General features: G+C 60.1%; 15 protein-coding genes. 6 read left to right on the forward strand and 9 right to left on the reverse strand.

Features of this window, described 5'->3' with window-relative positions; all coding sequences use genetic code 11:
- Positions 1-145: 145 nt before the first annotated feature.
- A complete protein-coding gene (locus DK26_RS06780) occupies positions 146-388 on the forward strand; it encodes a hypothetical protein (RefSeq protein ID WP_066469629.1) in 243 nt (80 codons plus the stop codon).
- A 443-nt stretch (positions 389-831) separates the two neighbouring features.
- On the opposite strand, the gene DK26_RS06785 is transcribed toward DK26_RS06780, so the two are convergent.
- From DK26_RS06785 to DK26_RS06835, 9 genes are all read right to left on the reverse strand, one after another.
- Positions 832-2,661 carry a TniQ family protein gene (locus tag DK26_RS06785; RefSeq protein ID WP_066469631.1) on the reverse strand — a complete coding sequence of 610 codons (1,830 nt, stop codon included), beginning with the start codon at positions 2,659-2,661 and terminating at the stop codon, positions 832-834.
- 1 nt (position 2,662) lies between these two features.
- Positions 2,663-3,721 carry an ATP-binding protein gene (locus DK26_RS06790; RefSeq protein ID WP_157089542.1) on the reverse strand — a complete coding sequence of 353 codons (1,059 nt, stop codon included), beginning with the start codon at positions 3,719-3,721 and terminating at the stop codon, positions 2,663-2,665.
- A 1-nt stretch (position 3,722) separates the two neighbouring features.
- Positions 3,723-5,858 (reverse strand): DDE-type integrase/transposase/recombinase, encoded by a 2,136-nt coding sequence (locus DK26_RS06795; protein ID WP_066469635.1) that lies wholly within the window; start codon positions 5,856-5,858, stop codon positions 3,723-3,725.
- A complete protein-coding gene (locus tag DK26_RS06800) occupies positions 5,855-6,406 on the reverse strand; it encodes a TnsA endonuclease N-terminal domain-containing protein (protein WP_066469637.1) in 552 nt (183 codons plus the stop codon). The genes DK26_RS06795 and DK26_RS06800 overlap by 4 nt, the downstream gene beginning before the upstream one ends.
- A 1,987-nt stretch (positions 6,407-8,393) precedes the next feature.
- Complete coding sequence (locus DK26_RS06810; protein WP_066469641.1) at positions 8,394-8,726, reverse strand: DUF6634 family protein; 333 nt, start codon at positions 8,724-8,726, stop codon at positions 8,394-8,396.
- Between the two features lie 88 nt (positions 8,727-8,814).
- Positions 8,815-9,033 (reverse strand): hypothetical protein, encoded by a 219-nt coding sequence (locus DK26_RS06815; protein ID WP_157089543.1) that lies wholly within the window; start codon positions 9,031-9,033, stop codon positions 8,815-8,817.
- Positions 9,030-11,138: an AAA family ATPase gene (locus DK26_RS06820; protein WP_083533019.1), complete on the reverse strand. Its 2,109-nt coding sequence runs from the start codon at positions 11,136-11,138 to the stop codon at positions 9,030-9,032. The genes DK26_RS06815 and DK26_RS06820 overlap by 4 nt, the downstream gene beginning before the upstream one ends.
- 594 nt (positions 11,139-11,732) lie before the next feature.
- Complete coding sequence (locus tag DK26_RS28900; protein WP_157089544.1) at positions 11,733-12,221, reverse strand: helix-turn-helix transcriptional regulator; 489 nt, start codon at positions 12,219-12,221, stop codon at positions 11,733-11,735.
- A gap of 158 nt (positions 12,222-12,379) precedes the next feature.
- Positions 12,380-13,690 (reverse strand): hypothetical protein, encoded by a 1,311-nt coding sequence (locus tag DK26_RS06835; protein ID WP_066469653.1) that lies wholly within the window; start codon positions 13,688-13,690, stop codon positions 12,380-12,382.
- A gap of 641 nt (positions 13,691-14,331) precedes the next feature.
- Between DK26_RS06835 and DK26_RS06840 the strand changes: the two genes are divergently transcribed.
- Genes DK26_RS06840 through DK26_RS06860 form a run of 5 tightly spaced genes read left to right on the forward strand, consistent with a single transcriptional unit; the run spans position 14,332 to position 22,154 of the window.
- Positions 14,332-15,444: a cysteine desulfurase family protein gene (locus DK26_RS06840; RefSeq protein ID WP_157089545.1), complete on the forward strand. Its 1,113-nt coding sequence runs from the start codon at positions 14,332-14,334 to the stop codon at positions 15,442-15,444.
- Entirely contained in the window at positions 15,441-16,355 is a 915-nt protein-coding gene (locus DK26_RS06845) for a DUF4007 family protein (protein WP_066469657.1), read from the forward strand. The genes DK26_RS06840 and DK26_RS06845 overlap by 4 nt, the downstream gene beginning before the upstream one ends.
- Complete coding sequence (locus DK26_RS06850) at positions 16,352-19,507, forward strand: hypothetical protein (protein ID WP_198162292.1); 3,156 nt, start codon at positions 16,352-16,354, stop codon at positions 19,505-19,507. Before DK26_RS06845 ends, DK26_RS06850 begins: the two co-directional genes overlap by 4 nt.
- Positions 19,504-20,319, forward strand: a complete 816-nt coding sequence (locus tag DK26_RS06855) for a phosphoadenosine phosphosulfate reductase family protein (RefSeq protein ID WP_066469662.1) — start codon at positions 19,504-19,506, stop codon at positions 20,317-20,319. The genes DK26_RS06850 and DK26_RS06855 overlap by 4 nt, the downstream gene beginning before the upstream one ends.
- 17 nt (positions 20,320-20,336) lie before the next feature.
- Positions 20,337-22,154, forward strand: a complete 1,818-nt coding sequence (locus DK26_RS06860) for a hypothetical protein (RefSeq protein WP_157089546.1) — start codon at positions 20,337-20,339, stop codon at positions 22,152-22,154.
- Position 22,155: the final 1 nt, after the last annotated feature.

The following is a 22,155-nucleotide window of genomic DNA, read 5'->3' on the forward strand; positions in this document are numbered from 1 at the left end:
CAGCTAAGCTGACCAAACGTTGAGTATTCGCAAATGCCAGCGGTATTTCTGCCGCCGGCCAGGCTGTCAGTCTGGTGTAAGCGGCCTTCGCTAGGATCTCCTCATCGAAACGGCGGGCACGGAGCCCGAACGATGCGGAGAGACCATGAACAGCCCGATCAACGGCGCCGCCCTGAACGACGAAGCCCTCGAGACCGTCGCCGGTGGCGGCCTGAAGAACGCAATCACTTTCGGCATGGCCGGCTCTCAGACCGGCGTAATGGGCGGCGGTTTGGTCGGCGGCCCGGCCGGAGCGTTGATCGGCGGGGTGGTCGGTGGCCTCGGCGGCGTGATCGGCGGTGCGCTGACCAATGACGATCCGAAGGGCACCATCCACGTCATGTATTGAGTGACCGGCAGGGCAAGCGGCCTGTGCCCGATCTACATTCGCGGCGCGGAAGGGACGGTCCGCCAATGCGATCCTCAAGCCCGCGCCGTGCCGCGTCCGGGCCTTTACCATCACGCTCTGGCCGGGCCAGCCACACCGGCTGCCGGATCCTATTCGTGCGCCTGCTTTTCTGGGACCGTGCAGCCAGAGCTAGAACAAAACTCTGGCTGCCAGGAGCAGAACTTTGGGTCCCGCATGTGATGAGGCGCGAAGTTCGCCGCACGAATCGGCGTAAGTCATTGAACTATTTGTCAAGCGATTCGCGATCCTAAGGCCGAACTGCCGATATTTGAATCAATGTTGTTCCGCAAACCCTGGGTTGGCGCTCGAAACGACTTGCCAGGGCGCATAAAAAAAGCCCGACAGGAGGTCGGGCTTTTCTTCGACGCTGAACGAGTTTCCGCCTACAAGTCGGTCGGAATATCCGCCCGTCGATAGAATGTAGCCGGGATCGTTGGCTTCCCAAATGCGGGCGCGATGCCGCGTGAGGTCATTTCTTTTTTGAAGCGGCTGAAATGCATATGCCTTTCAGCCGCGAGCTCATTGAGCGAGCCGTACATTTCACGAAAAGCAGCGAGGTCTTGGGCTCGAACAGCCGTGAAGGGGCACCTGTTCATCGGGCTGATCGCTCGTTCGGTTGGCAGTATCCCTGACCGGATCAATGACTTAACGACGGGGTACGTCGTCTTGAGGGACGACAGCACAACGTGCACTGGAAGCCAATTGCCGTACTCGCCTCGAACTAATTTTCGAACTTCGGCTACGTCGACGAGAACGGACATATACCCAGTCTCACCAGCAATCTGGCCAACCCACTTCAAATCGCCGTTCAAGATCGCGCGTACGATTTCTATAGCCGTGCAGTTTGAGCCCTTCGCCGCCTCGGGAATCCGACAGACCGGCTTTACGTGACCTGTTACGATCTCCGCTCTAGCCGTCAGGAGAACAAGAAACGCGTCGAGCTCGCGGGTATCATAGACAGCATTTCCGATGCTCTCCGGTTCGAGGTCAGTAAATGGCCGGATCAGGCCCTCACTGGCGAGCAACTTCGTATGGACGCGGCCAGCATTAAGGTAATCCTCGGCTTCTCGTCCGCTGATTGCATGCTTGGCCTTCAGAAGGATCTCCTCTGCGTCGGGCGCTGAAAAAAGGACCCTGTCGTCAGACAGACCACCATGATCCGGTCGGATCTTTTCACAGGCCGCCAGAATGCGCCGAAGGCGTTTCGGATGAAGACCTGTTTCGAGTGCGGCCGTTCGGATCGAGTGGAGCCGCCGGCGTTCGATGATCTGACGGCCGAATAGCCGATCCTCTGGACTGACAGGTGCGATATCTCGAACCATATCCACGACGATTTCGCGCAACGGGTCCAACCCCGGCGCGTTCGTGCCGGCAAGCCAAGTATGAAGGCGGCCAAACCAAGCCTGCGGCCCGCTCGGGTCGGTGCGGCTTTCGGGATATGTCGACCGCAGTTTATCGAGGCATGCGCGGATTCCGACTCCGCCATTAGCCGCGATCTCGAAGCCCGCCTCGCCGGCCTCCCGCCACTGCTCGTCCGTCATCCTCCTGATAGGCGCCTTTCGTCCGAAGACCACGACGGCGCCGACCATCTCGCAGGTCTTAGCCGCAGCATGCCAAGGCAAATTGTCCAGCCATGCTGGGCCCTTGTGACCATCGAGCCGGTCGAGGAGATATTCCTCTAGCGGTGATGGTGCCAGCTCGACCAATTGGTCAGCCAGCCAGCCGATCCGCTCGATCGCAGGAGTCACCAGACGAGCGAAGTCGTGCAGCATGCCGGGAGCATTCGCGTTTGAGACCTCGGTCAGCGCCACCCGATGGTGGCGGCAGGTTCGGATCGGATCAAGCGACCAAGAAACGCGTCCGCTTACCATCCATGGCTTCCGATCTTCGCTGAGATCGTTAGCGAGACAATGGGGGCAGACGACCACCCGAGCGCGGCGAAGCGTCGGCTTGACGAGTCCCTGACCGCGCAACGAAAATTCGCCGTCTTTTCTTACGATGGCGGCGTCCGAGATCGGCCCTAGGGACAGGTTGGCCAGGCTAGCGAGCCGGTCGAGCGCTTCTGCTTCTCCGTCTACGAGAGCTTGAAAGCCGATGTCCATATCCAGGCAGAATGTCCGAGCCGTCTGCGCCCGATGGAGGAGAGCCAGCCTGGAGACCAAGCTGGTAGGCGTTTCATCGGCGCGATGAGAGAGTGAGGGAAAAAGCGTCATTTCACGCCTTGCTCTTCCGCGCGCGCCTCTTCCGTGGCTTCGGATCCTCTGGCAAAACGGGTTCGACAGGCATCTCGTTGACCAATACGGCAGTGGCGTCGATATCCGGCCAGTCGGGTGCGATGAATGGGTTCATCCTATCCCCGCAGCCTGTGCGACCGGTATAGGCTGTCGCGAAATGCGCGATATCCAAGGTGTCGGCTCTATGAAGCAGAGCCGCTTCGATCGCTTCGTGGATGAGCTCTACAACTATTCCGTAGCGCTGGAGTCCAGCATGTGACAGGCGCGAGCCGGCATACTCGGTGAAGCCATCAGGCACCCGAATATCCGCGATCTTGCAGCATCGATTGAGCGCTTCATCGACGAGATCGGAATCCGTCGGCATCGACAACAGCGGGATGCGAATGAACCGCCCCCGACGGCGGACCTCATCAATTTCACGCATTGCTGGAACGAGGCTCGGGAGTCCGCTTATCACCAGACCGACCGGCCACTCGTGGGATACCAGGAGCGTCTTCAGCGATTTCCTGATAGCATCCAGTTCCAAGATGTTGGCCTTGTCGGTCAGATTATGCATCTCATCGAGATGTAGAACGATCTTTCCAGACGTCTGCAGAGCCTCGTGAACACGCCTCCAAATCGTGTGCTCCTTCAGATCTCGCGAGAGCGGATATCCAAGCGCATGCAGGATGGCGACACCAAGCGCCTTCAAGGTGCACGGTGCGGGGACGACGATGCGAGCAACCGGGCATCCCGAGTCGAGGATGTCGTAATTTCCCAAAGTGGGATGGGTCCGGAACATGCGATCGAGCGAAGAAGTCTTGCCGGTTCCCGCCTCGCCGACAACGACGAGCGCGAGCGTTTCGTCACGGCGCCTATTTTTCTCCGGCGCTCGGCGGCCGATCAGAGTCCGGAGCATGGCATCGATCGAATCGCGAAGGCGATCGTCGAGATCGGTTTCGATATATTCGGCGCGAATGAGCGCCATCTTGTCGGCGAGAGCAAGTTCCGCCGACGGCATGGACGCGCGAATTCGTTCAATGATGGAGCTATCGAGCACTTCACTGACTCCTCGGCTTGATGACGCGGGAGGGCTTGGTTGGCGCGATCGGCGAGATTTCGGCCGTTCGAGCACCTGATGGGATGGCCTGTGCCATGAGATCGGGTGCGGAAGGCGAGTTCAGCCGTTCGTCAGGCGCAGGGAAACCGATGCCGAGATGACGCTCGATGCGATCGAGTTCCTCAGTCGTCGGTCGTGTCGAAAGAATCCCAGTCCTCTGCTGGGCCTTGCGGGCCATGTCCCAGGCGTCGCGGACCGCCGCTGCTATGACCGCATCGTTCAATTTCGCCTCGGCGACAAAGCGACGCCTCAGGTCAGCAGTGGCAGCCTGCCAGATCGATGAGGGCAGGCCATCGGTGCCTGGCCGCATGCACCGCACCGGGATCCATCCGTGGTCACCCACGCGGGCAGAAATGTACCCGAGATCGTTTGGATCCAGCTTGATGTCGATTGCAACACCACCGACCTTTCGCCGATATTGCTGCAGCTCCAGGTTATTGAAAAAGAGCCCTAAGACGCGGACTCCCCGCGAAGACATCACTCGCCGCAGATCAATCCCGAAGATGGCCCTTCGGACGTGACGGTCTGGCGGCGGAATGATGCCGTATTTGCCAACCAGCCGTTGCCAAGCATTTGCGGGCGTTTCCCCGCCTAAGCCAGCATGTTGAGAGTTGTGGTAGATATCAACGACCCAGCGGACGAGAACGCGGCAGAGTTCGTCGACAGTGAGGCTCGCTCGGGCGGCCGGGTCATAGTCGCCTTTCTCGACGACATTCGAGAAGGATCTTCCGGTGAACGGCGCCAACGCCTGCTGGTCGATGGTGCGGAAGAACCTTTCGATGGTACCGCGCAGCCACGGCATCCCAGCCGGAGGAGCATCGGCGTTGCATCCCAAGTCGATGATCGCTCGCCTGAACGCGGAAGACATAAACGTTGCCCCCTGGTCGTGGCAGACCTCCTCCGGGGTGCCGTGCTGATACCAGCCACGCGAAGCATCCGCTCCGGCAGCAAACGCGTCCTTGGAGGTTACAACCATCTCAAGGGTCTCAAGCGCGAGGTTTGCACTGACGCTGGGAGCTATGCGCATCCCGAGGATGCAGCGTGTGCCGACATCGATGGCGACGCAGGCCCAGAAGCGCCGCCGGCGGAGCTCGTCCTGCTGCTCTGATGACAACGTCTCAAAGAGGCCGATGCCCTGGATGATGGTCATGAGGTTGATGCGCCATTCGTCAATCTCGACGCGTTGAAGGGGGCGCTCGATCTGGGTTCCGCTGCCGACGATCGCGAATTTCCGAACAGCTGCTGCCGTGCCATGCCGACCCGCATAGACCTCGAAATCCGGAATGGATCGGATCTCCCGAAGCACGCGGTCATAGCTGGGCTTGGGGAGAGGAGGCATACCCGCGAGCACTCGGTCGCGATTGATTGCCTCGATGTCCGCCACAAGGCGTCTGTGAACATCTATAGCCGACGGACGCGTTTCCGACGCATACTGGAGGGCGGCGAGCTGCAGCATCTTCCGCACCTCACCCGGAAACCGCTGGGTGTGACGGTCCCCGCAATGCCGGAACGCGGGCCGCAACCCGGTTGCGCGGAGCCCCGCCTGCTGAAACATTGTGAGCCAGGTCCGCAAAGTACGGGGGCTTGGAGGCTTCCGAACGCTCATTATGAAGCCGGCGCGAGCGACCGGAATTGTCCCGTTACTGCGTGGAAGCTGGATAAGCGCCGCCTCCTGCTCAAGGAGTTCGCCCTGCAGCTTCGCTATGGCTCGCTTCATTGATTTGTCGGAGCGCGACGCATTGCCTTCGGCCTCCATCTTCATGAAGCCCGCGCAAAAATAGCGGCGCCAGAGGACAATCTCCTGCTCGTTCAGCGATAGGTCGGACACAAAATTGGCGTCGCTGGCCAAGCGAGTTGCGACGGCTCTCACGTCGAAAGCGCCACGCTCGAACCGGAAATCCGGTTGCTGCGACAATTCATGCAGTTGTTCGTGCGTCACCTCCTCGACGATCTGCGGATCGTCGAGCCTAGCGAAAATGTAGCCTTTCGGCAGATGACGGCGGACGCGGTATTCGACGCCCCGCAGCACCAGCTTGTCTTCGGGAGCGATGCGGAAAGAGGGAGCAAGCTGGTTCATCGCGCGGTCTCCGCAACGTTAGAGGGAGTTGGAGCTACGCGGGTGGCGTAGCCAATGCGCGCGCCATCGAGCCTCTTCAGCATGCCGACGGAGATCATCCGCACGATAGAGCGAAAGGCGACGCCGCCGAGACCGCTCACACGGACCAGCTCGCCGATTGAAACGGTATGATGCTGCGTCGCGAGAGACAGCATGAGGTTATCGACCTCGGGATCCGGTGCTCGCCGGGCCTGGTGCATCAGAGCGGCGTCCGCAACGAGATCACGCGGAAGATCCGCGTCGGTCAGAAGCAGGATTCCATCGGCGAAAGTGACCGGAACCTGAGCCGCTATCATCGACAGCTGCTCGCTGAACCGTTTGCGCTCGGCAATGGCTTGCGGTTTGACCGCCACGGCGAGCCTGCGCCCATCCTTGAGGTCGGCAAGGAAGTCGAAGGTGTGCCGATGCCGAACACCAGCCATGTCGAGCCATTCGACCGGAGGCGGCTGTTCTCGGAGGCCGGTCACATGAGGATGCGTCAGAAGAAAGAGCGCCGCCTTTTTCTCCAAGCCGCTCTCACAGCGGATTTCGCGGGCACGGGCGCCACCTACGACGGACGGGCGGCAGGCGCCCTTGCTTGCCGCATGCACCTCCCGAGAGGCCGCCGATGGAAGAGGTGGAATCCAAGCGGCTCCCGCGGAGGCGGAGATTGCAGTGTCATGTTGCACGTTTGGTTTGTCCTGATCTGAAGAGCGAGCATCTATTCGGCGCGTGAAGACGTCGCGGTGCGCGCGGCTTCCAGTTGCCGCGAAAAGACGGCAGCATGGATGCTACGCAGCCACGAATGACTCGCTCGGTGAGTTGCTATGGGGAAGAATAGGGGCGTCGTGCCTATGACTTGGGCATTGGCGCCCCTACCGCCTCACTTGGCGCGCGGCGCAATATCGTGCCGGCTAGCTTTCATGCGCGGGGTACAGCGCGAATTTCCGCGATCGCGTTGCGTGATCGGCGGAATCGATGAACAGGACGAGTTCCTCGATATCGTACAGTTCCCCGGCATCTTCGAATTCGAGTTCAGGAATCGGCGTTTGCATATGTCTAACGTCGCCGGCGCTAGCGGGCATGGACCGATAAGCGCACGTACGTCGAAGCGCCGTGGTACCAATAAGGGCGTGAGTCATCGCTTCCTCCGACGAAAATCGGTTGAATTTCGAGGTGGACCCGTGTATAGCTCAAGCAGGTTCGTCGATTAATTCGACGTCCCTTTTGAACTTGGCGTTGTGTAGAAGATTTGGTTCTTCAGTGCTTCGTGTTCATGCTCGTCTCCGGGTTTGATTGCGAACGAAGCATTTGCTGCAGAGCAACGCCTCGTGGCCCTTGAGGGGCCGACGCGGTTGAGAGGTTGGCCCCTCTCAGCCGCGTTTCTTTTTGTTCGTGCCTTTAATCGCTAACGGGAGGTGATTGAAACATCGAACCCGAAGAATGTTATGGTGATTCTTGAAAATTTGCAATACAATCCTTGTGCACCATCGGATGAAGCTCCATAAAATCACGATCTTAAGAATTATTACTTCAATTCTTGTCGTGATGATGGATTGTATGCTTGATTCAACAACGAGCTATGGATTGAGGCGCGAAGTCCTTCAACCGGTCCTTGCAGGGACGGCCGATCGGCAAAATCAACGACTAGGACGGAGCTAACATTCCTTTTGAGAAACGGTCTTTTTTAGGATCCGAGGGGCACGCGAACCAGGTGTCTTCCGGCCCGTCAACGGCTGGCGAAATGATCATGCAGGTACGCCTGCAGACGAAGGAGCGGGCCAAGGTTACCTGTTATCATGAGGTCCAAAGGGCGCCGGCCGTCGAAAGCTGCATTTGGCGCCTTGACCCATCTGTAGCCCCGGCTCGGATCCTTGAAGAAGAGACGCAGCCCCGTGTGGATGGAGATCAATATCGACAGTCGAACTCCAAGTTCGTGATCGACTGCGTCCATTTCGTCACGCTTCCACCGTCGGTACGCAGCGCGGGGTAGTGGCCGCAGGATCCGGAGCGCATCCCTGTCAGAAACTTCCCATCTCTTGAAAAGGCGGATCACGGCACGGGCCGCGGCTTGGAGCTCAGTCCGCGTGAATGAGACCGATCCAAAGCCAGCGGCTTGCAGGTGCGGACCGGTCGTTGCGATATGACGCCGAATTCCTGTCGCTGGTCCTCTCCGAGCGGTCAGAGTTGTCCGGTTTCGCGATAGCTTTCTCGCCAGGAAGGCGCTCGGACGCGGGACCATGACGATGGCGAGTTCATTTTGAGCGATGCGTTCCTGGTCAACTCTTAGGATGTGGTCGGAAGGGCCGGGATGTTCCAGGTGAGGTCCTTCACCCTCGACGATGCAAGCGGGCGGGCTACGGGTGACTAGAAATCGAGAAAGATTGGGTATCCGGGCGCGTCTCTTTGTCGACAGCCTCACAACGATGACGTCTGCGCCGATGGCCAGAATTACGGGTAACGCATTTGCCGGGCTTAACAGGACGACCGTGCTGCGGCCGAGAACGACAAAAGACCTCATGGCCCGCCTGCCTCCGGCTCCGGCGAGGGCGCGTCAGTGGGCGGCGACGTGCATTTACCAAGGCGATACCAGCGACTCAGAGTGCGAGCGATCGTTCGATCCTCGCTGACCCAGATGAGCGGGCTTGTTGTGATCAGCCTATCGCCGAGGATCGGATGCCCGGTCGATCGGCCCCAGAACACCGTTTGACCGGTGAGCGGATCGCGCCCGATCATCCAGTCCTCGAGGATCACGGCGTCACGTAGGTCTGCGTCGGATGGAAGCCAGCCTTCTTCGAGCCGCCGGAGATCCGCAGCAGCGTCGGTAATCTTCTGCACCAATTCCCGCATGGACTATTCTCCCAGTGCGCGCGAGCAACCAGCCGGCCTCGTCGATCGGCCACAACGGCGTTGCAGTGACGGGGAAGCGGGGTTCAGGTCAGCGCGAGCGGGCGGTCATCTGCGTCTTGCCTATTCCTCTGAGCCGCTCGAAGTCGGCGCGCCGTTCGACGACCGATGCCAGGGCGCACAGTGCGTCCACGGGATCGACCCCCAACGTGGCTGCGAGATCATGGGTCGCCTTGAGGAGCCGGGTTTCAACTTCGGGCAAAGATTCAGCCGATGGGTCGTTTTTGAGCACTTCGTCCGGGTGGGTCACGCGCACCTCCCAAATTCGTCCTGAGCCTCACTGAGTTCGACAGGACCGACCTCGACAATGGATTTGATGTCGTCGCCGGACAGATAGCCCTGGGCAGCAAGCGCGTTGGCGAGCGCGATCAATCTGCCTCGCTTTCGATCCAGTAGGAGCCGAGCTTTGTCCTCGGCGTCGTTCAGGTGCTCGTTGACCGCTTTATGCAGCTCAGGATGCTGGGCAAGATTTCTGATCTCGGCGAGATAAGCGCTGCCCGAGATGCCCAGCCCGCACTGAGTCTCGACGAGCATCGCGAAACCGGTGGCTCGCGCCAGATCGGAAGAGATGCTCATTCCGGCACCTGCACTCGCATCCCCCAGGATGAGACGCTCGGCAGCTCGCCCGGCCATGAGGACGATTATCTCGCTTTGAAAGCGATCATAAGTTGCAGACCCCGTCAGGTTGCTTTCGAACTCGAAGAACCCACCCCGAGAATGGAGAGAGATGCCGCAGACCGACCCGGCCTCCAGCTCGTGAGCAGCCAAGGCATGGCCGCTCTCATGGACCGCGATGCGCCAACGTGCGTCCGGCGAGAGGGCCGGTGCGTTTGCAGCAATGGCAGACAGCAGCTCGTCGAGCGTGAGATCGCGCCTGGCGCGCCGGGCAGTGCCTTTGGCGCCACGAACGAGCGCCTCGACATCGGCGCCGGTCGCGCCACGAGAAGCCAACGCCAGCGGTGTGAGATTGGTGGATGGGGGAAGTGCAGCCCCGATGTAGTACCGGAAGATCTCGACCAGCGCCGCGGTATCCGGTCGATCGATCTGGATTTCTCGATCAAGCCGTCCAGCCCGCTTTATCGCGGCATCAATCCTATCGGGATGGTTCGTAGCGGCGATAACGACGACGCCAGGGCGTTCCTCGATGCCCGCGAGCTGTTCGAGCAGCAGGTTGACGATTTGCGTCCAGTACTCGACGTAATCGCCCTGGAGCTTCGATCGGTCAGAAATGCCGTCCAGCTCGTCGATGAACAAGATGCTCGGCGCCTGCCTGCGCGCTTGCGAGAAGGCATCGCGGATAGCCTGCAATGTGCCCGAAAGAAAAGGCGCAGCATTCCACTGAGCCACCGACGTCGAGACGAGCGGAACCCGCGCGGATTTGGCCAAAGCGCGCGCAAATTGGGTTTTGCCCACCCCAGGAGGTCCCGACAGGAGAAGGCCCTTGTGATCAAGATCAGCCCAGCTGAGTTTCCCCGCGCGATACTCGCTCAGATCGTCGGCCAGCTGCAGGCCCCACTCTCGGGCCGCTCCGTATCCCGCTAGCTCACTGAGAGAGGGTCCCTGGATCAGGTACTCACCCTTCTTCCTAACGACATCTTCGATCGCAGCGAGGCATGCGTCGCCGGCTCGTCCGAAGCGGAATGCCAATGGGAGATCATCGACATCAAGCAGCCGGATTAGGTCCGGGTCCATTGCGCGTGACGGTGCACGTCCCGTCACCACGTCAATGACCAAGGCCAGGGCGGTTTGATCCAGCGTGGGAAGAACAAGGCGAAACTCTGCCGTCCGCATAAGCGCCTGTGGCAGGTGCCGAGTCGGGTCGGGTGCGATACCCATCACCGGAATCCGACGCTGGAGCGCCGCTGTGATCTCCTTATTACCCTTCTCGGGGCGATCCTCTCTCGCCGAACCATCCCGGGCCACGAGGACAGCGCGGGTCTGCGAGCCGACAATTGAGCCGGCCTCCATCACTCGCGAGTGCGACGGCAGCACGCAGCTCTGCGCAACTTCCTTGGCCATTTCGACGAGGTTCGGGCTATGAGTAGTCAGCACGACGATCGGAGCGTCCCGGCGGATGCGACGCGCCAGGCCAGAGACGCCCTCAATTGCACGGGCTATCAGGACCGCGACAGCCGCCAGATCGGGCCTGAGGATCGAGACACCACCACCGTCGAAGCTATCCTCGAGGTCGTCGATCAGGCGCTCTAAAGCCTCATCAGTGCAATCGGCGCGGAGCATAGGCTGGATTTTTGCTCCCGCCTCGCGGGCAAGGATTTCGATGTAAGCCCGCGCTAGCAGGTCCTTTCGGGCTGGAATGGAGTGGCGGTCAGCTACAGACGGTTTTCCACGCGGCATGAATCCTCCCGTGCGATGTTGGCCAGAGAAGTCGATTGGAACGTGAGTGCCGACGGGGCAGCCGCTGAGCAGCCGTACGCCCGCTCAGTCGATCAGGGTTGGTTCGCCAGCCTCAACAGTCGCTCAGGCTCGCAAGAGAGCTCATCGAACTCTTCGTCTAGCAGCGCCGAGCTATCGTCGCCGCCGAAGAGGCCGGCGGCGCAATATATGCTCTTCGCCCAGGGGCGGACCCTAGAATGCGCTCCTCCGAGCGCGAAGCCGCCCGCCGCGGCAAAACTGCGAGATCCTCGGTAGGCCGAACCCAAGCGCTTCTGTTCCACCATGAATGGCTCCGCGATGTGGTCGAAGACAGCAGTCCTGGCACCTAAGATGTGGAAGGGGCTGCTTGGTCGATTGGATGGAGCGATGGCGGTAACCGGCCAGCAGTCGCGAGGCCGCATATGGACATCGGCAATCGCTGCCGCTGGTCGCCATCAGCGCGGCATTGCCATCAATTCGCGCTGAACGGAATATAATATACCAGGGGTATAAAAAATTTGATACAATTTGAGTGAAATATGGTTAACGCGACCCCGCCTTGTCGCGGTCGAACAATCAGCGGCGTTCGTCGCTCCTGGTCGTGTACACCACGACGCCAACGATATCCTCGCCGTGCACAAACTGCGCACCGGCCTGTTCGAGGGCTCGCCTGATCCTCAAAGTCAATGCAGTTTTTGGGGCGGCATAGCCATTTTCGAAGTCGTTGATCGTCTTTTTAGACACTTGCGCGTGCTCTCGCAGCCAAGACTGCGTCACATCCAGCAGCTCCCGGGCGGCCTGAGAGAGAAAACCTGGGAGCACACGATCCGGTGGCATCGGCATGAAACCTGTGGCGCTGATAGGAGAAGGAGGACCGTCTCCAAAGTGGAAAATCTTCATACCGCTGGTGTAATTCCATTCTCTGATTGCGTCAGATTTCCTGGCGTTGGGGCTAACGTGCTCGACAGCGCGGGCGCCGGGCTTCGCGCTCCGCACTTCCTTCAGATCCGCACGATTCGAAGCCGGATGCTGCGACTCATTAGTGACGGCTGGCTTGACCGGCATTAGGGGCGCCTACACGACCATTGGTGGCCGGTTAAATGGACTGACGCCTTGGATTGTAGGATTGCACAATCAGTTCTTGCAAACGGCAAAAATGCCGACACTCAGGGTGCCTTTGCCCAGCGGTTATCACGCTGAGCCCCAACGCATGGCAATAGCGCTCAAAATCGGGGGTACTTGGATTGATATCTTTCTTGAGGAGCTAGCCATTCCGAGAGAAATCGAAGGGGATCTTGCTCCCCAAGCATTGATCTGGCCAACGCTAGGCGGCCTTCAATATCGGGCCGCCGCTCGTCATCGATCTTTGCTAGGCGCGTTTCGGCTTCCTGAAAGAAACGTTCGACTGCGGTAGCGGCCGCCCACTTCTCCATGATCTCAGCGAGTTGCCCTTTGCTGTCCGCCAGCGCTCTCTCGACGGCCTTGCGATCCTCTTCACGGAGGTATCGTTCATGCGCCTCTGCCCACTCCTTGCGCCGTTGGGCAGCCGCCTTCTCCTCAGCCACGATCAACGCGCTAAGCTCCGCTTCGGAGCCTTGAAGCCGTGCGACTATCGAGGGTACGAGCGACTTGAGGTCTGCAGCTTGCGTGTCCTGCCAGTTCGCTGACCAGTCGATGTTCGCGAGGGGGCAGTAAGCGACGAACCGAAAGCGGCCGCAGGGTAGGTCTTGCTCCGTGGTCCAGGAGTGCGTGAGTTGCCAAGGCCGGGCGGAGCGGACCAGCTTGCTGTCCTCGCGCACATAGGAGCCGTCGAGGTACCGCATTGTCACGCGCTCGGTCATCTCGGTCAGCACGAGACCGACGGGGATCGAGCCGACGTAGGTGACCGTGGGACGGCGCGGCGACCAGATGCTGCCCGTCTGATACCGCCCATACTTGCGGTCTTTGCGCGGAACCTCCTGCTCGTCGACGTGTATGCGCCGCATCTCCTGGTCTACGGGCGCAAACATGACGCGATGCCCTCTCTGGTCGAGGGCGTTGTAAATCTCGTTTGCGATGTCGAGTGCGGCAGGCAAGTGGTCGGCCGAAGCCACGATATCGGGCAGGAGATACTTGTAGGGCCGCAGGAACTCGTTCTTTTCGTCGGTGCGCGACTTCCGGAAGGACTCGTCGACGCCGATCAGCATGGGGTGGCGCGTCGGCCTTCGAGGGCGATCGGCCGCTTTCGGCTCCACACGGCGGTACGCGCGCTTCGGCGGAGGTGCTGAGAGGGGTGTGCCTTTATCCCAACGGACTTGGTATCCAGGTAATGCGGCGGGCAGGTCGGGACGGGGCGCTTGTTTCCCAACCGCCTTCTTCTGCCAGTATCCAGCAGGTGGCCTCGGCACATTGAGCGCCTCGCAGACGCGCGCGAGATAGTAGTGAGTCACACCGAGTTCTTCGGCGAGCCGGTTGATGGGCTCGGCCCAAACGCGCTCATACAGGTCGTCGCGCGCGATGCTAGAGAAAGCAACTGGTGTGGTTTCCGTATCCATTTTCAGCTCGCTGCCGCACTAACGCCCCGCTCCGGTTGCGACATTGGCCTTGCTTGCACCTGAACGAAAGCGTCGTCGTACACTGCAACATGATTTCGGTGAGGGCGGCTTCGCTCAGCTTCAACGAAGCAATTAGTTCTTTAATGTGCGCGTCGGAACGGCAGCAAGTGAACGGCAAGGCCTACGCCGCGAAGAATTCGCGCCGCCGCCGCGATCGGCAATGCGACCGCGCGGACGGCTGAGCAACTCCACCCCTTCGTCGTCTGCGCTGGCCTCGAGGCCAGCCGGCACTCGCTAGGAGCGAGCAGACGACTGCGCATCCTCTCCCGCTAGTTGCGGTCGATTCTGGAGGATGTAAGTATAGATGTGCTCGTCCGTGCCGGACGCCTGACCGTTGCACGATCGAAGCCATTCAATGGACGGGTATGAAGTAGGCTTTGAGCCTGCATCGTACAATTATTATATAGAAGCACACGTTATTCGGGTAGTGGGCGCTAGCGCTTCGATTTAACGGAAGGTAACATTTCAACAGCCGCAACACTCCTTGATTCCCCAGCGGCGGGCGGACCAGAGTCGATCACGCGGTGGAAACGAAGCTGCTTTACGCGCATGTCAGGCTCCCGCGCCACGGGGGCGCGCACATGATTTACTTGGACGCTAACGCCACAACTTCTTGTTCGGAAGCGGTCACCGCGGAAATTGCGCGTGCTTTGGTGGCTGCGCCCGCCAATCCATCGAGCATCCACGCCGCAGGCTCGGAAGCTCGTTTTGCATTGGAGCGCGCGAGAGACAACATTTGCACCTTGATCGCGGGTGCCACGCCGGAGGGGGTTGTTTTCAATTCGGGGGGTACTGAGGGCAACAACGCGATTCTCAAGGGAATCGTTGGTGCCGCGATCGTCACGAGCAATGTTGAACACCCGTCGATCGCTTACCCAGCCCATGCCAGCGGCCGGCATATAAAGATACCTGTCAACAAGAATGGCTTGGTGGAGCCGCTCCAAGTTGCAGAGGCGATCCCTCACGACGGTCCTGTCATCGTCAGCATTCAATGGGCGAACAGCGAGACGGGCATCATTCAACCTATTGAAGCGATTGTCTCGGAAGTAAGGTCGAGGCGGTCGGATGTGTTCGTTCATGTCGACGCGGCTCAGGCAGTTGGTCGAGTGCGCGCCGATATGGATAGTGTGGATGCGCTGACGTGCTCAGGCCATAAACTCCACGGGCCGGCAGGCACCGGCGTCATTGTCTTTAGAGATCCTGACGAGGAGCGAATCGCGCCCTTTTTGCTAGGCGGAGGGCAGGAGCGCCGGCGTCGTTCGGGGACCGAAAACGTTCCAGGCGCGATCGGTCTTGGCTTGGCTTTCCAAGAGAGAGCCGCGTCCTTCGAACGGGATGTATCAGCAATGCGCGCGATGAGAGACGCATTCGAAGACCACATCCTGCGGAAATTCAAAGGCGTAAGGATCAACGGCGCTGATACCCTGCGTGTCGCCAACACTTCGAACATCATGTTCCCTTCGATCGAGGCGGCGGCGCTCGTTGCGCGTCTGGATCAGGAAGGGATTGCATGTTCGGTGGGGTCGGCTTGTTCGAGCGGCCGCCCGGAGCCCTCGCATGTCCTTCTTGCGATGGGGCTCACCGAAAAGGAGGCCTACCAAAGCGCCCGTTTTTCGTTCTCCGTGATGAATACTATGGACGAAGCACTGCGCGCAGCAGATGTGGTTGTCCGGACCGCGAGTGCCTTGAATTGACCCCTGCCAATGGCGCTTCCCGCATCCGGTTCGAATACAGCCGGCATGAGACCTTTGCGATCCGCGAAGGATGGATCCCGAAGGGGCTCGCTCTGCTTGAAGAACGCGATGGGGACTTCAGGCCCGATCTCGAAACGGCCGACGCGCTCGGGCTCGGCAGCAAGATGGTGAAGTCGCTCGGCTATTGGCTCGAAGCGGTAGGGATGTCCGAGACGACCGGTGTCAGGAAGGAGCGGGCAATTCGGCTGACCCCGCTTGCGCAGATGATTAGCATGCATGACTCCTACCTCGAATTCCCAGTGTCGTGGTGGATTATGCACATAATGCTGGCCCGCCGGGAGGGCAGCGTCTGGAACTGGTTCTTCAACGACTTCAACGAGCGTGTTTTCGATCGAACGACCTGCGTCGAGGCCTTTCTCAAGCACGTCCGAGATCGAGCGCTTAATCCTACTTCGCCCACCACCGCCCATCGCGACGTGGCTTGCCTCCTAAGCTCCTATGCCCTTGTCTCAGGGGGAGAGCAGCCGGACCCTGAGGACGCAACGACCTGCCCCTTCCGGTCGCTTTCGCTGGTGGTTAAGCATTCCGACACCGGGCGTTTTGAGAAGACGCGCTCGCTTGACCTGATTCCGGTCGAGGCATTTCTCGCTTGTGCCGGTCTTGTTGCGAGAGACATTGGCAACGATAGCATCACCTTTGTCGATCTCATGCGCCAACGGAACGCGCCGGCGCGGCTGCTGGGCCTCGATGGCGATGCAATTGATGAGCTCGCCACGGCGGCGGCGGCTCTTTATCGCAAGCACGGTGTCAGCATCTCGATGCTCGGTACCAACCGAACGCTCACGATTCCACGTCTGGAGCCAAGTGAATGGCTTTCCAGGCACTTTGCCAGGATCGGGGGAGCAGCGTGAGCCGCGCGATCCTGCGATCAGTCAATCTACGCGAAGACATCTCCGTCCCATCGCGCCTCGACCATTATCAGCCGACGAGCAGGTCGCTTCCGGTTGCTGCTGCCGTCCTGCAGGGCAATGCCAACATGGTCATCGCGGCCTATGGCAGTGGCAAATCACTCGCCGCTGGTATTGGGGCGATGGCCGTCGACAACGATCCGGTGAATAGGGACGTTCTTCGCGAGGTCGCGCATCGGATCTCGCAAGTCGATCGCGAGTTCGCGGCCGCCTATAGGGATCGAGTGGAGGACGGCCACAGAGGCCGCGTCGTGGTGCTCTCGGGCTATGTCCGGGACGTTGCCGCCTCGCTTGCGGCCGCATTGGAACTTGGACAGAAGGAAGATCTCGAAGAAGTAGTCGCCGCGATACGCAAGCGGCGCGATTTCGACCAACTCGCCATCATCTGGGACGAGTTCGGGCGGCATCTTGAAGGCCTGATCACGGAAGGCCGATCGCGCGACCTTGATCTAGTGCAACGCCTGGCCGAATTCGCCGTTCGCGCAAAGGCCCCGTCGGTTGGGCTGACTGTGCTGCTTCACCAGAATCTGCTGGCCTATGCCGGCAGCCTCAACCAGACGACCCGGAACGAGTGGCGCAAGGTCGAGGGTCGCTTTCGCCAGATCCGGTTCATCGAGGACAGTCGAGAGCTTTATGCGCTCGTCGCAGCGGTAGTCGATGCCAGCCGGCCCCGCCGCAAGGGCAATTTGGCAAGTATCTTGCCGATCGCGCATGGGGCGATCGAAGCGCGCTGGTTCGACGGCATGGAAGACCCGCAACGCGTCAGCACGATGTTGTCGATGGCGCATCCGATCAGTGGGGGCGCCTTGCAGGTCCTACCGAAGCTGGTTGCTCGGGTGGGACAGAATGAGCGAAGCCTGTTCGCCTTTCTGGAGACCATGGACACTTCAGCCCCGGTTGGGCTCGACGAGATCTACCTGTCGTTCTCCGAGTCCCTGCGATCCGATGTAGGCGTAGGTGGGCTACACCGGCGTTGGGTCGAAGTTGAAAGCGCGCGGAGCAAAGTGACGGATCCCGTCGAACGCGAGGCTTTGTCGTCTGCGTTCATGCTCCAGATCGGAGCTCATGGCGAGCGGCGCCACCTGCCGAGATCAGTGCTGGAATTAGCGATCCGCTCGAAGGGGTATTCGGAGTCCGCAGCCAAGAGTGCTGTCGATAATCTCGTAGATCGAAAGCTGCTGCTCTATCGCAAGCTCAACGACGATGTGTCGGTCTGGCATGGGGCCGACCTCGACGTTGCATCCCGGCTTCGTGATGAGCGGATGCGCCGCATCAATTCGTTCAACCTGTCCGCCTTCCTCGAGGCGCAGCACCCCGCACCGTTCCTGAGACCTGTGCGCCACAATTCGGAGCGAGGTACGTCGCGCTACCTGAAGGGCAGCTACATCCAGTTCGCGTCGCTACAGGATATCGAACCGAGAATCGAAGCCGGGGTTTGGGGCCGCGTCCTCTATGTCATCTGCAATTCTAACGACGATGTCCGCCAGGCTAGGCAGTTTGCCGAAGATGCGAAGTTGGAGCGCACAATCCTCGTCGTTCCGACCGAGCCGGTTCCTGCATTCGATGCCGCTCTTGAGATCGACTGCCTCGTGGCGTTGCGCCGTGATGCCGGCCTTCTGAGCGAGGACCCGCTCGTCGGCCAGGAATTGGACGAGCTCCTTGCCGTCGCTCGCCGGCAGTTGACGCTCGCCTTGCACCGGTTGACCAGCGACCGGACGGCCAATGCGAGCTGGTACTATCAGGGCAAGGTACAGGCGGTCACACCTGAGCGTCCGGCAGGCATCGTCGTGTCCGGCCTCATGGACGAGTGGTTCCCGCTTACGCCGCGCATCGTCAACGATCAGATCATGCGCGGGCAGCTCTCTCGACAGATGCAGACTGCGCGCATCAGGTCAGTGCTGAGACTCATGGAGCATTCCATGAAGCCGATGCTCGGATATAGCGACGACGATACGCAGCCTGAATCGTCGATCTACCGGACTATCTTCGCCAGGACAGGGCTTCACGTCCGGGACGGCGAGCTTGGGCGATTTGCGGACCCTAGTGAGCTCCACGATCCGGGTCTGAGTAAGGTCTGGGTCTTGGTTCGGGCCTTCTTCACTACGCCGGGCCGCAAGTCCCTCCGCGAGATTGTCGAGCTTCTGTCGAGCTCACCGTATGGTCTGGCGGCGGGCGTGATCCCGTTGATCGTCATGGGCGGATATCGTGCCTTTGGCCGAGCAGTTTCGCTCTGGACGGACGAGAAATATGTGCCCGACGTGCTAGGTTTCGACGCGGTCCGGATGTTCTTGGAACCCGACCGGCACGTCGTCGAGGTCCATTCGAACGATCCCGCGGTCCTGGCCTACCTGGCAGAGATCGCGGATCTTTTTGCCCACAAGCGGCCCGGCCCGCATGACGAGCTGGTGCGCTTTGCCCGGGACGCCCTACGCGTCTGGCGCTCCGGGATTGCCGATGGAGCCACCCGCTCGCGGCGGATGACCGATGATGCGCGGCTGTTCCTGCGGCGCTTCTCGGAGGCGTCGGACCCGGCAACATTCCTGATCTCGACGCTTCCGGAGACGCTAGGCGGCTCGCACAAAGGCGAGAAGCGTTACGCGCAGACGATCAAGTCGTTGGAGCGAGCTCGAAACGTCATCGACGGGCTCGTCGACGGCTATCTCCGGGATGCTGTCGAGGTGTTGACGGATGTCCTACGGGTCGGCGAAACCGGCCACGTCGTCGAAGGCGTCAGGGCCTGGATCGCGTGCCTTGATGTTACGGAACTGATGAAGCGCGAGGACCTGAAGTTAACAGACAAGGCGGTTCTGCGGACCGCGCGCGACACGCTGGGAGGTCGCTTCTCGCCGGAGACCCTCGCAAGGACGGTGAGCTCGGTCTTGCTCCAACGCGGAATCGAGAAGTGGCAGGACGACACCAAGGAGCAGCTTCGCAAGGAGCTGCGTGAATGCAAGCTGAGGATCGAGGCGGCCGCGATGGATGTCGAACATCCCTCGGAGAAGCTCGCGCCGGTCATCGAAGCGCGGATCCTACACCTTCAGCGGCAGCTGGAGCGTATCCGCAGCGGGCAAGTTTCAGGGGGCATTGAACGATGAGCACTACACCAACCCGGATGGTCGATGCAGCGCTCGATCGTGCCGCGCGTCACGTCGTCCCGTTGTCGGGAGGCAAAGACAGCACCGCGATGGCGATCTACCTCGCGAAGTCCTATCCGGACATGGAGTTCGAGTATGTATTCTCGGATACTGGCGCCGAGTTGCCTGAGACATACGAGTACTTCGAACGCCTGGAGCACGTCCTCGGCAAGCCCGTGACCCGAATCACGGCCTTGGAGATGCTCGGCGTCGAAGAGCGTGCCGGCCGCTCGCCATTTGACGTCGTGCTCTATGAGCACTTTGCTGGTTTCCTGCCAAGTCCGCGAACGCGGTGGTGCACCAGGATGCTCAAGATCCATCCCTATGAGAGGTACATCGGATCGGACAGGGCCTTTTCCTACATCGCGATCCGCGCCGACGAGAATCGTTCGGGCTATCTTGGGAAGGGCAAGCCCGTCTTGCTATCCGAAGAGCCGAACATCACGCCGGTTTATCCATTCAAGGATGACGGCATCACCATCGGCGACGTGCAGCGCCTGTTAGATGATTCCGGTATAGGTCTGCCGAAATACTATGAATGGCGGTCCCGCAGCGGCTGCTATTTCTGTTTCTATCAGCAGATCGCTGAGTGGCAGGGGCTGAAGGAGCGTCACCCCGACTTGTACGAGCTGGCCAAAACGTACGAGCAGGGCAAGAATGGCCGCAAGTACTCTTGGGTCGATGGCCGTACCCTCGACGATGTTGAGAAGATGTCCCGCCGGACAGTCAAGGCCAAGTCGGACGACGACGGCTGCGTGATCTGTCACCTCTAATGCCCGGGACCCAAGCAATGAAAAAGGGCAGTTCCTTCGTTGATTTCCTCAGAACCTATGGGCCTAGCGCTTCCTCGAAGGCGATGTACGACGAGCACGTCCATCAATCGTCGGTGGAGCACGGGGTCGAGCCGATCTACGTGGAAAGTGACCTAGTTCCACAGCTCATAACGAATTTCGAGAGCCAGAACCCTCGCAACGTCATCCTGACCGGAACGGCCGGCGACGGGAAAACGTGGCATAGCCGCCAGGTTTTTCTCGGGCTCGGGGGGGATATTGGCGCCTGGAACGCCAGCGACGGCATCGTCGAGCTGGTGTTACCTTCCGGGCAGCGTCTTTCGATAATCAAAGATCTCAGTCAGTTCCATGAGGATCCTAGGCAGGAGGCCATCCTGGGGGAGATGCTCGCGGCGATCCTGCGTCGGAACAATACGACCGCCTTTCTCCTCTGTGCCAATGACGGACAGCTCCTGAGGTTCTTCAGAACCTATATGACCCGCCATCCGGATGCGGTTGGGGTCGAAGAGACGCTCCGGACGATGCTGAAGGAGGACAAAGAGAGCGATCCATCGCTTCACCTCGACATGTTCAATCTGAGCCGGCGGCCACAGGATGATCTCTTCGACCGCCTTGTCGACGCCGTGGCGAGCCATTCGGGTTGGGAGGATTGTGACACGTGCCCCTCACGCTATCCGGAGCGTGATCCGATCCGTCGCAACTTGCATGTCCTGTCGAAGACGTCGATGCGTGACCGGCTGCGCGACCTGATCAGGATCGCCGCGGCCAATGACACGCATCTTCCGATGCGCCACCTTCTACTCCTGATCGTCAACATCATCCTTGGCGTGTCGGGCCAGAAGAAGACAGGCCTCATGACCTGCAAGCTTTCAGGCATTCTCGCTGACGATGACGAGGCGCATCTTTCTAACCCCTATGACAATGCGCTCGGGCTTAATCTCAAGCTCGACGGCAATCGCGACTACCTCGCCTTCACGGTTTTCCGGAATTTCGGCATCGGGCAAGAGACCAACAACCCGATCGACAGCATGCTGATCGAGGGCACCCCTGATGACCTCTATCAGCGCTATGTCGGCAGTGACGAACTGCATGGCTCGAAGCGCTTCGAACAGACCCGCCTTCAGTATCGACGCGGCGAGGCCGATAGCTTCAGTCGTTTTCAGCAGGCGTTGGAATCGCAACGCCGGCGTCTCTTTTTCGTCCTGCCTAATGACGCCAAAGGCAGTGAGTTGGATCCCTGGCGACTGTCCGTGTTCATGCACGGTGGCGCCTATGTCGAGTTCTGCGAAGCACTGCAGAATGGACAGCGAGCTGATCGAACCGTTGGCCGGCTCGTGATTGGCTTGAATCGCAGCTATTCTGGCGTGATGTGCGATGACGCCGATCGCGTCTGGTTCACAGCGCCAGCTGCAAACACCCAAAGCCGTGTCGGACGTGTGCTCGACATCGAGCTCCCGCTCGGCGACGCCCCCCGCAACATGATTTCTGTCAACTTCGATGCGGAAGGCCCTTATCGGCGTCCAAGGATCGTTGTGACGATGCGCGAAAGCATGGGGGCACCAGCCACCGTCGTTGAATCGAACCCTCTGCAACCGCTCCTCTTCGAGTATCTGCTCCGGGTTCAAGGCGGCAGCCTTCCAGGGAGCTTCTCCCGCCAATGCTTCGAGGAGCTTCGGCAGTTCCGACTGCGCGTCGTTGCCAAGCTCTCGCAACTCAAACTGATCGAGCTCGACAACCTGAGCCATATGATGATCGTCAAGCTCGGGATGGATGGGCGTCTCCAACAAGACAGCATCGGCGTGACGAGGACCGTCTGAC

The organism is Allobosea sp. WAO (genome assembly GCF_001509835.1).
Classification (GTDB): domain Bacteria; phylum Pseudomonadota; class Alphaproteobacteria; order Rhizobiales; family Beijerinckiaceae; genus Allobosea.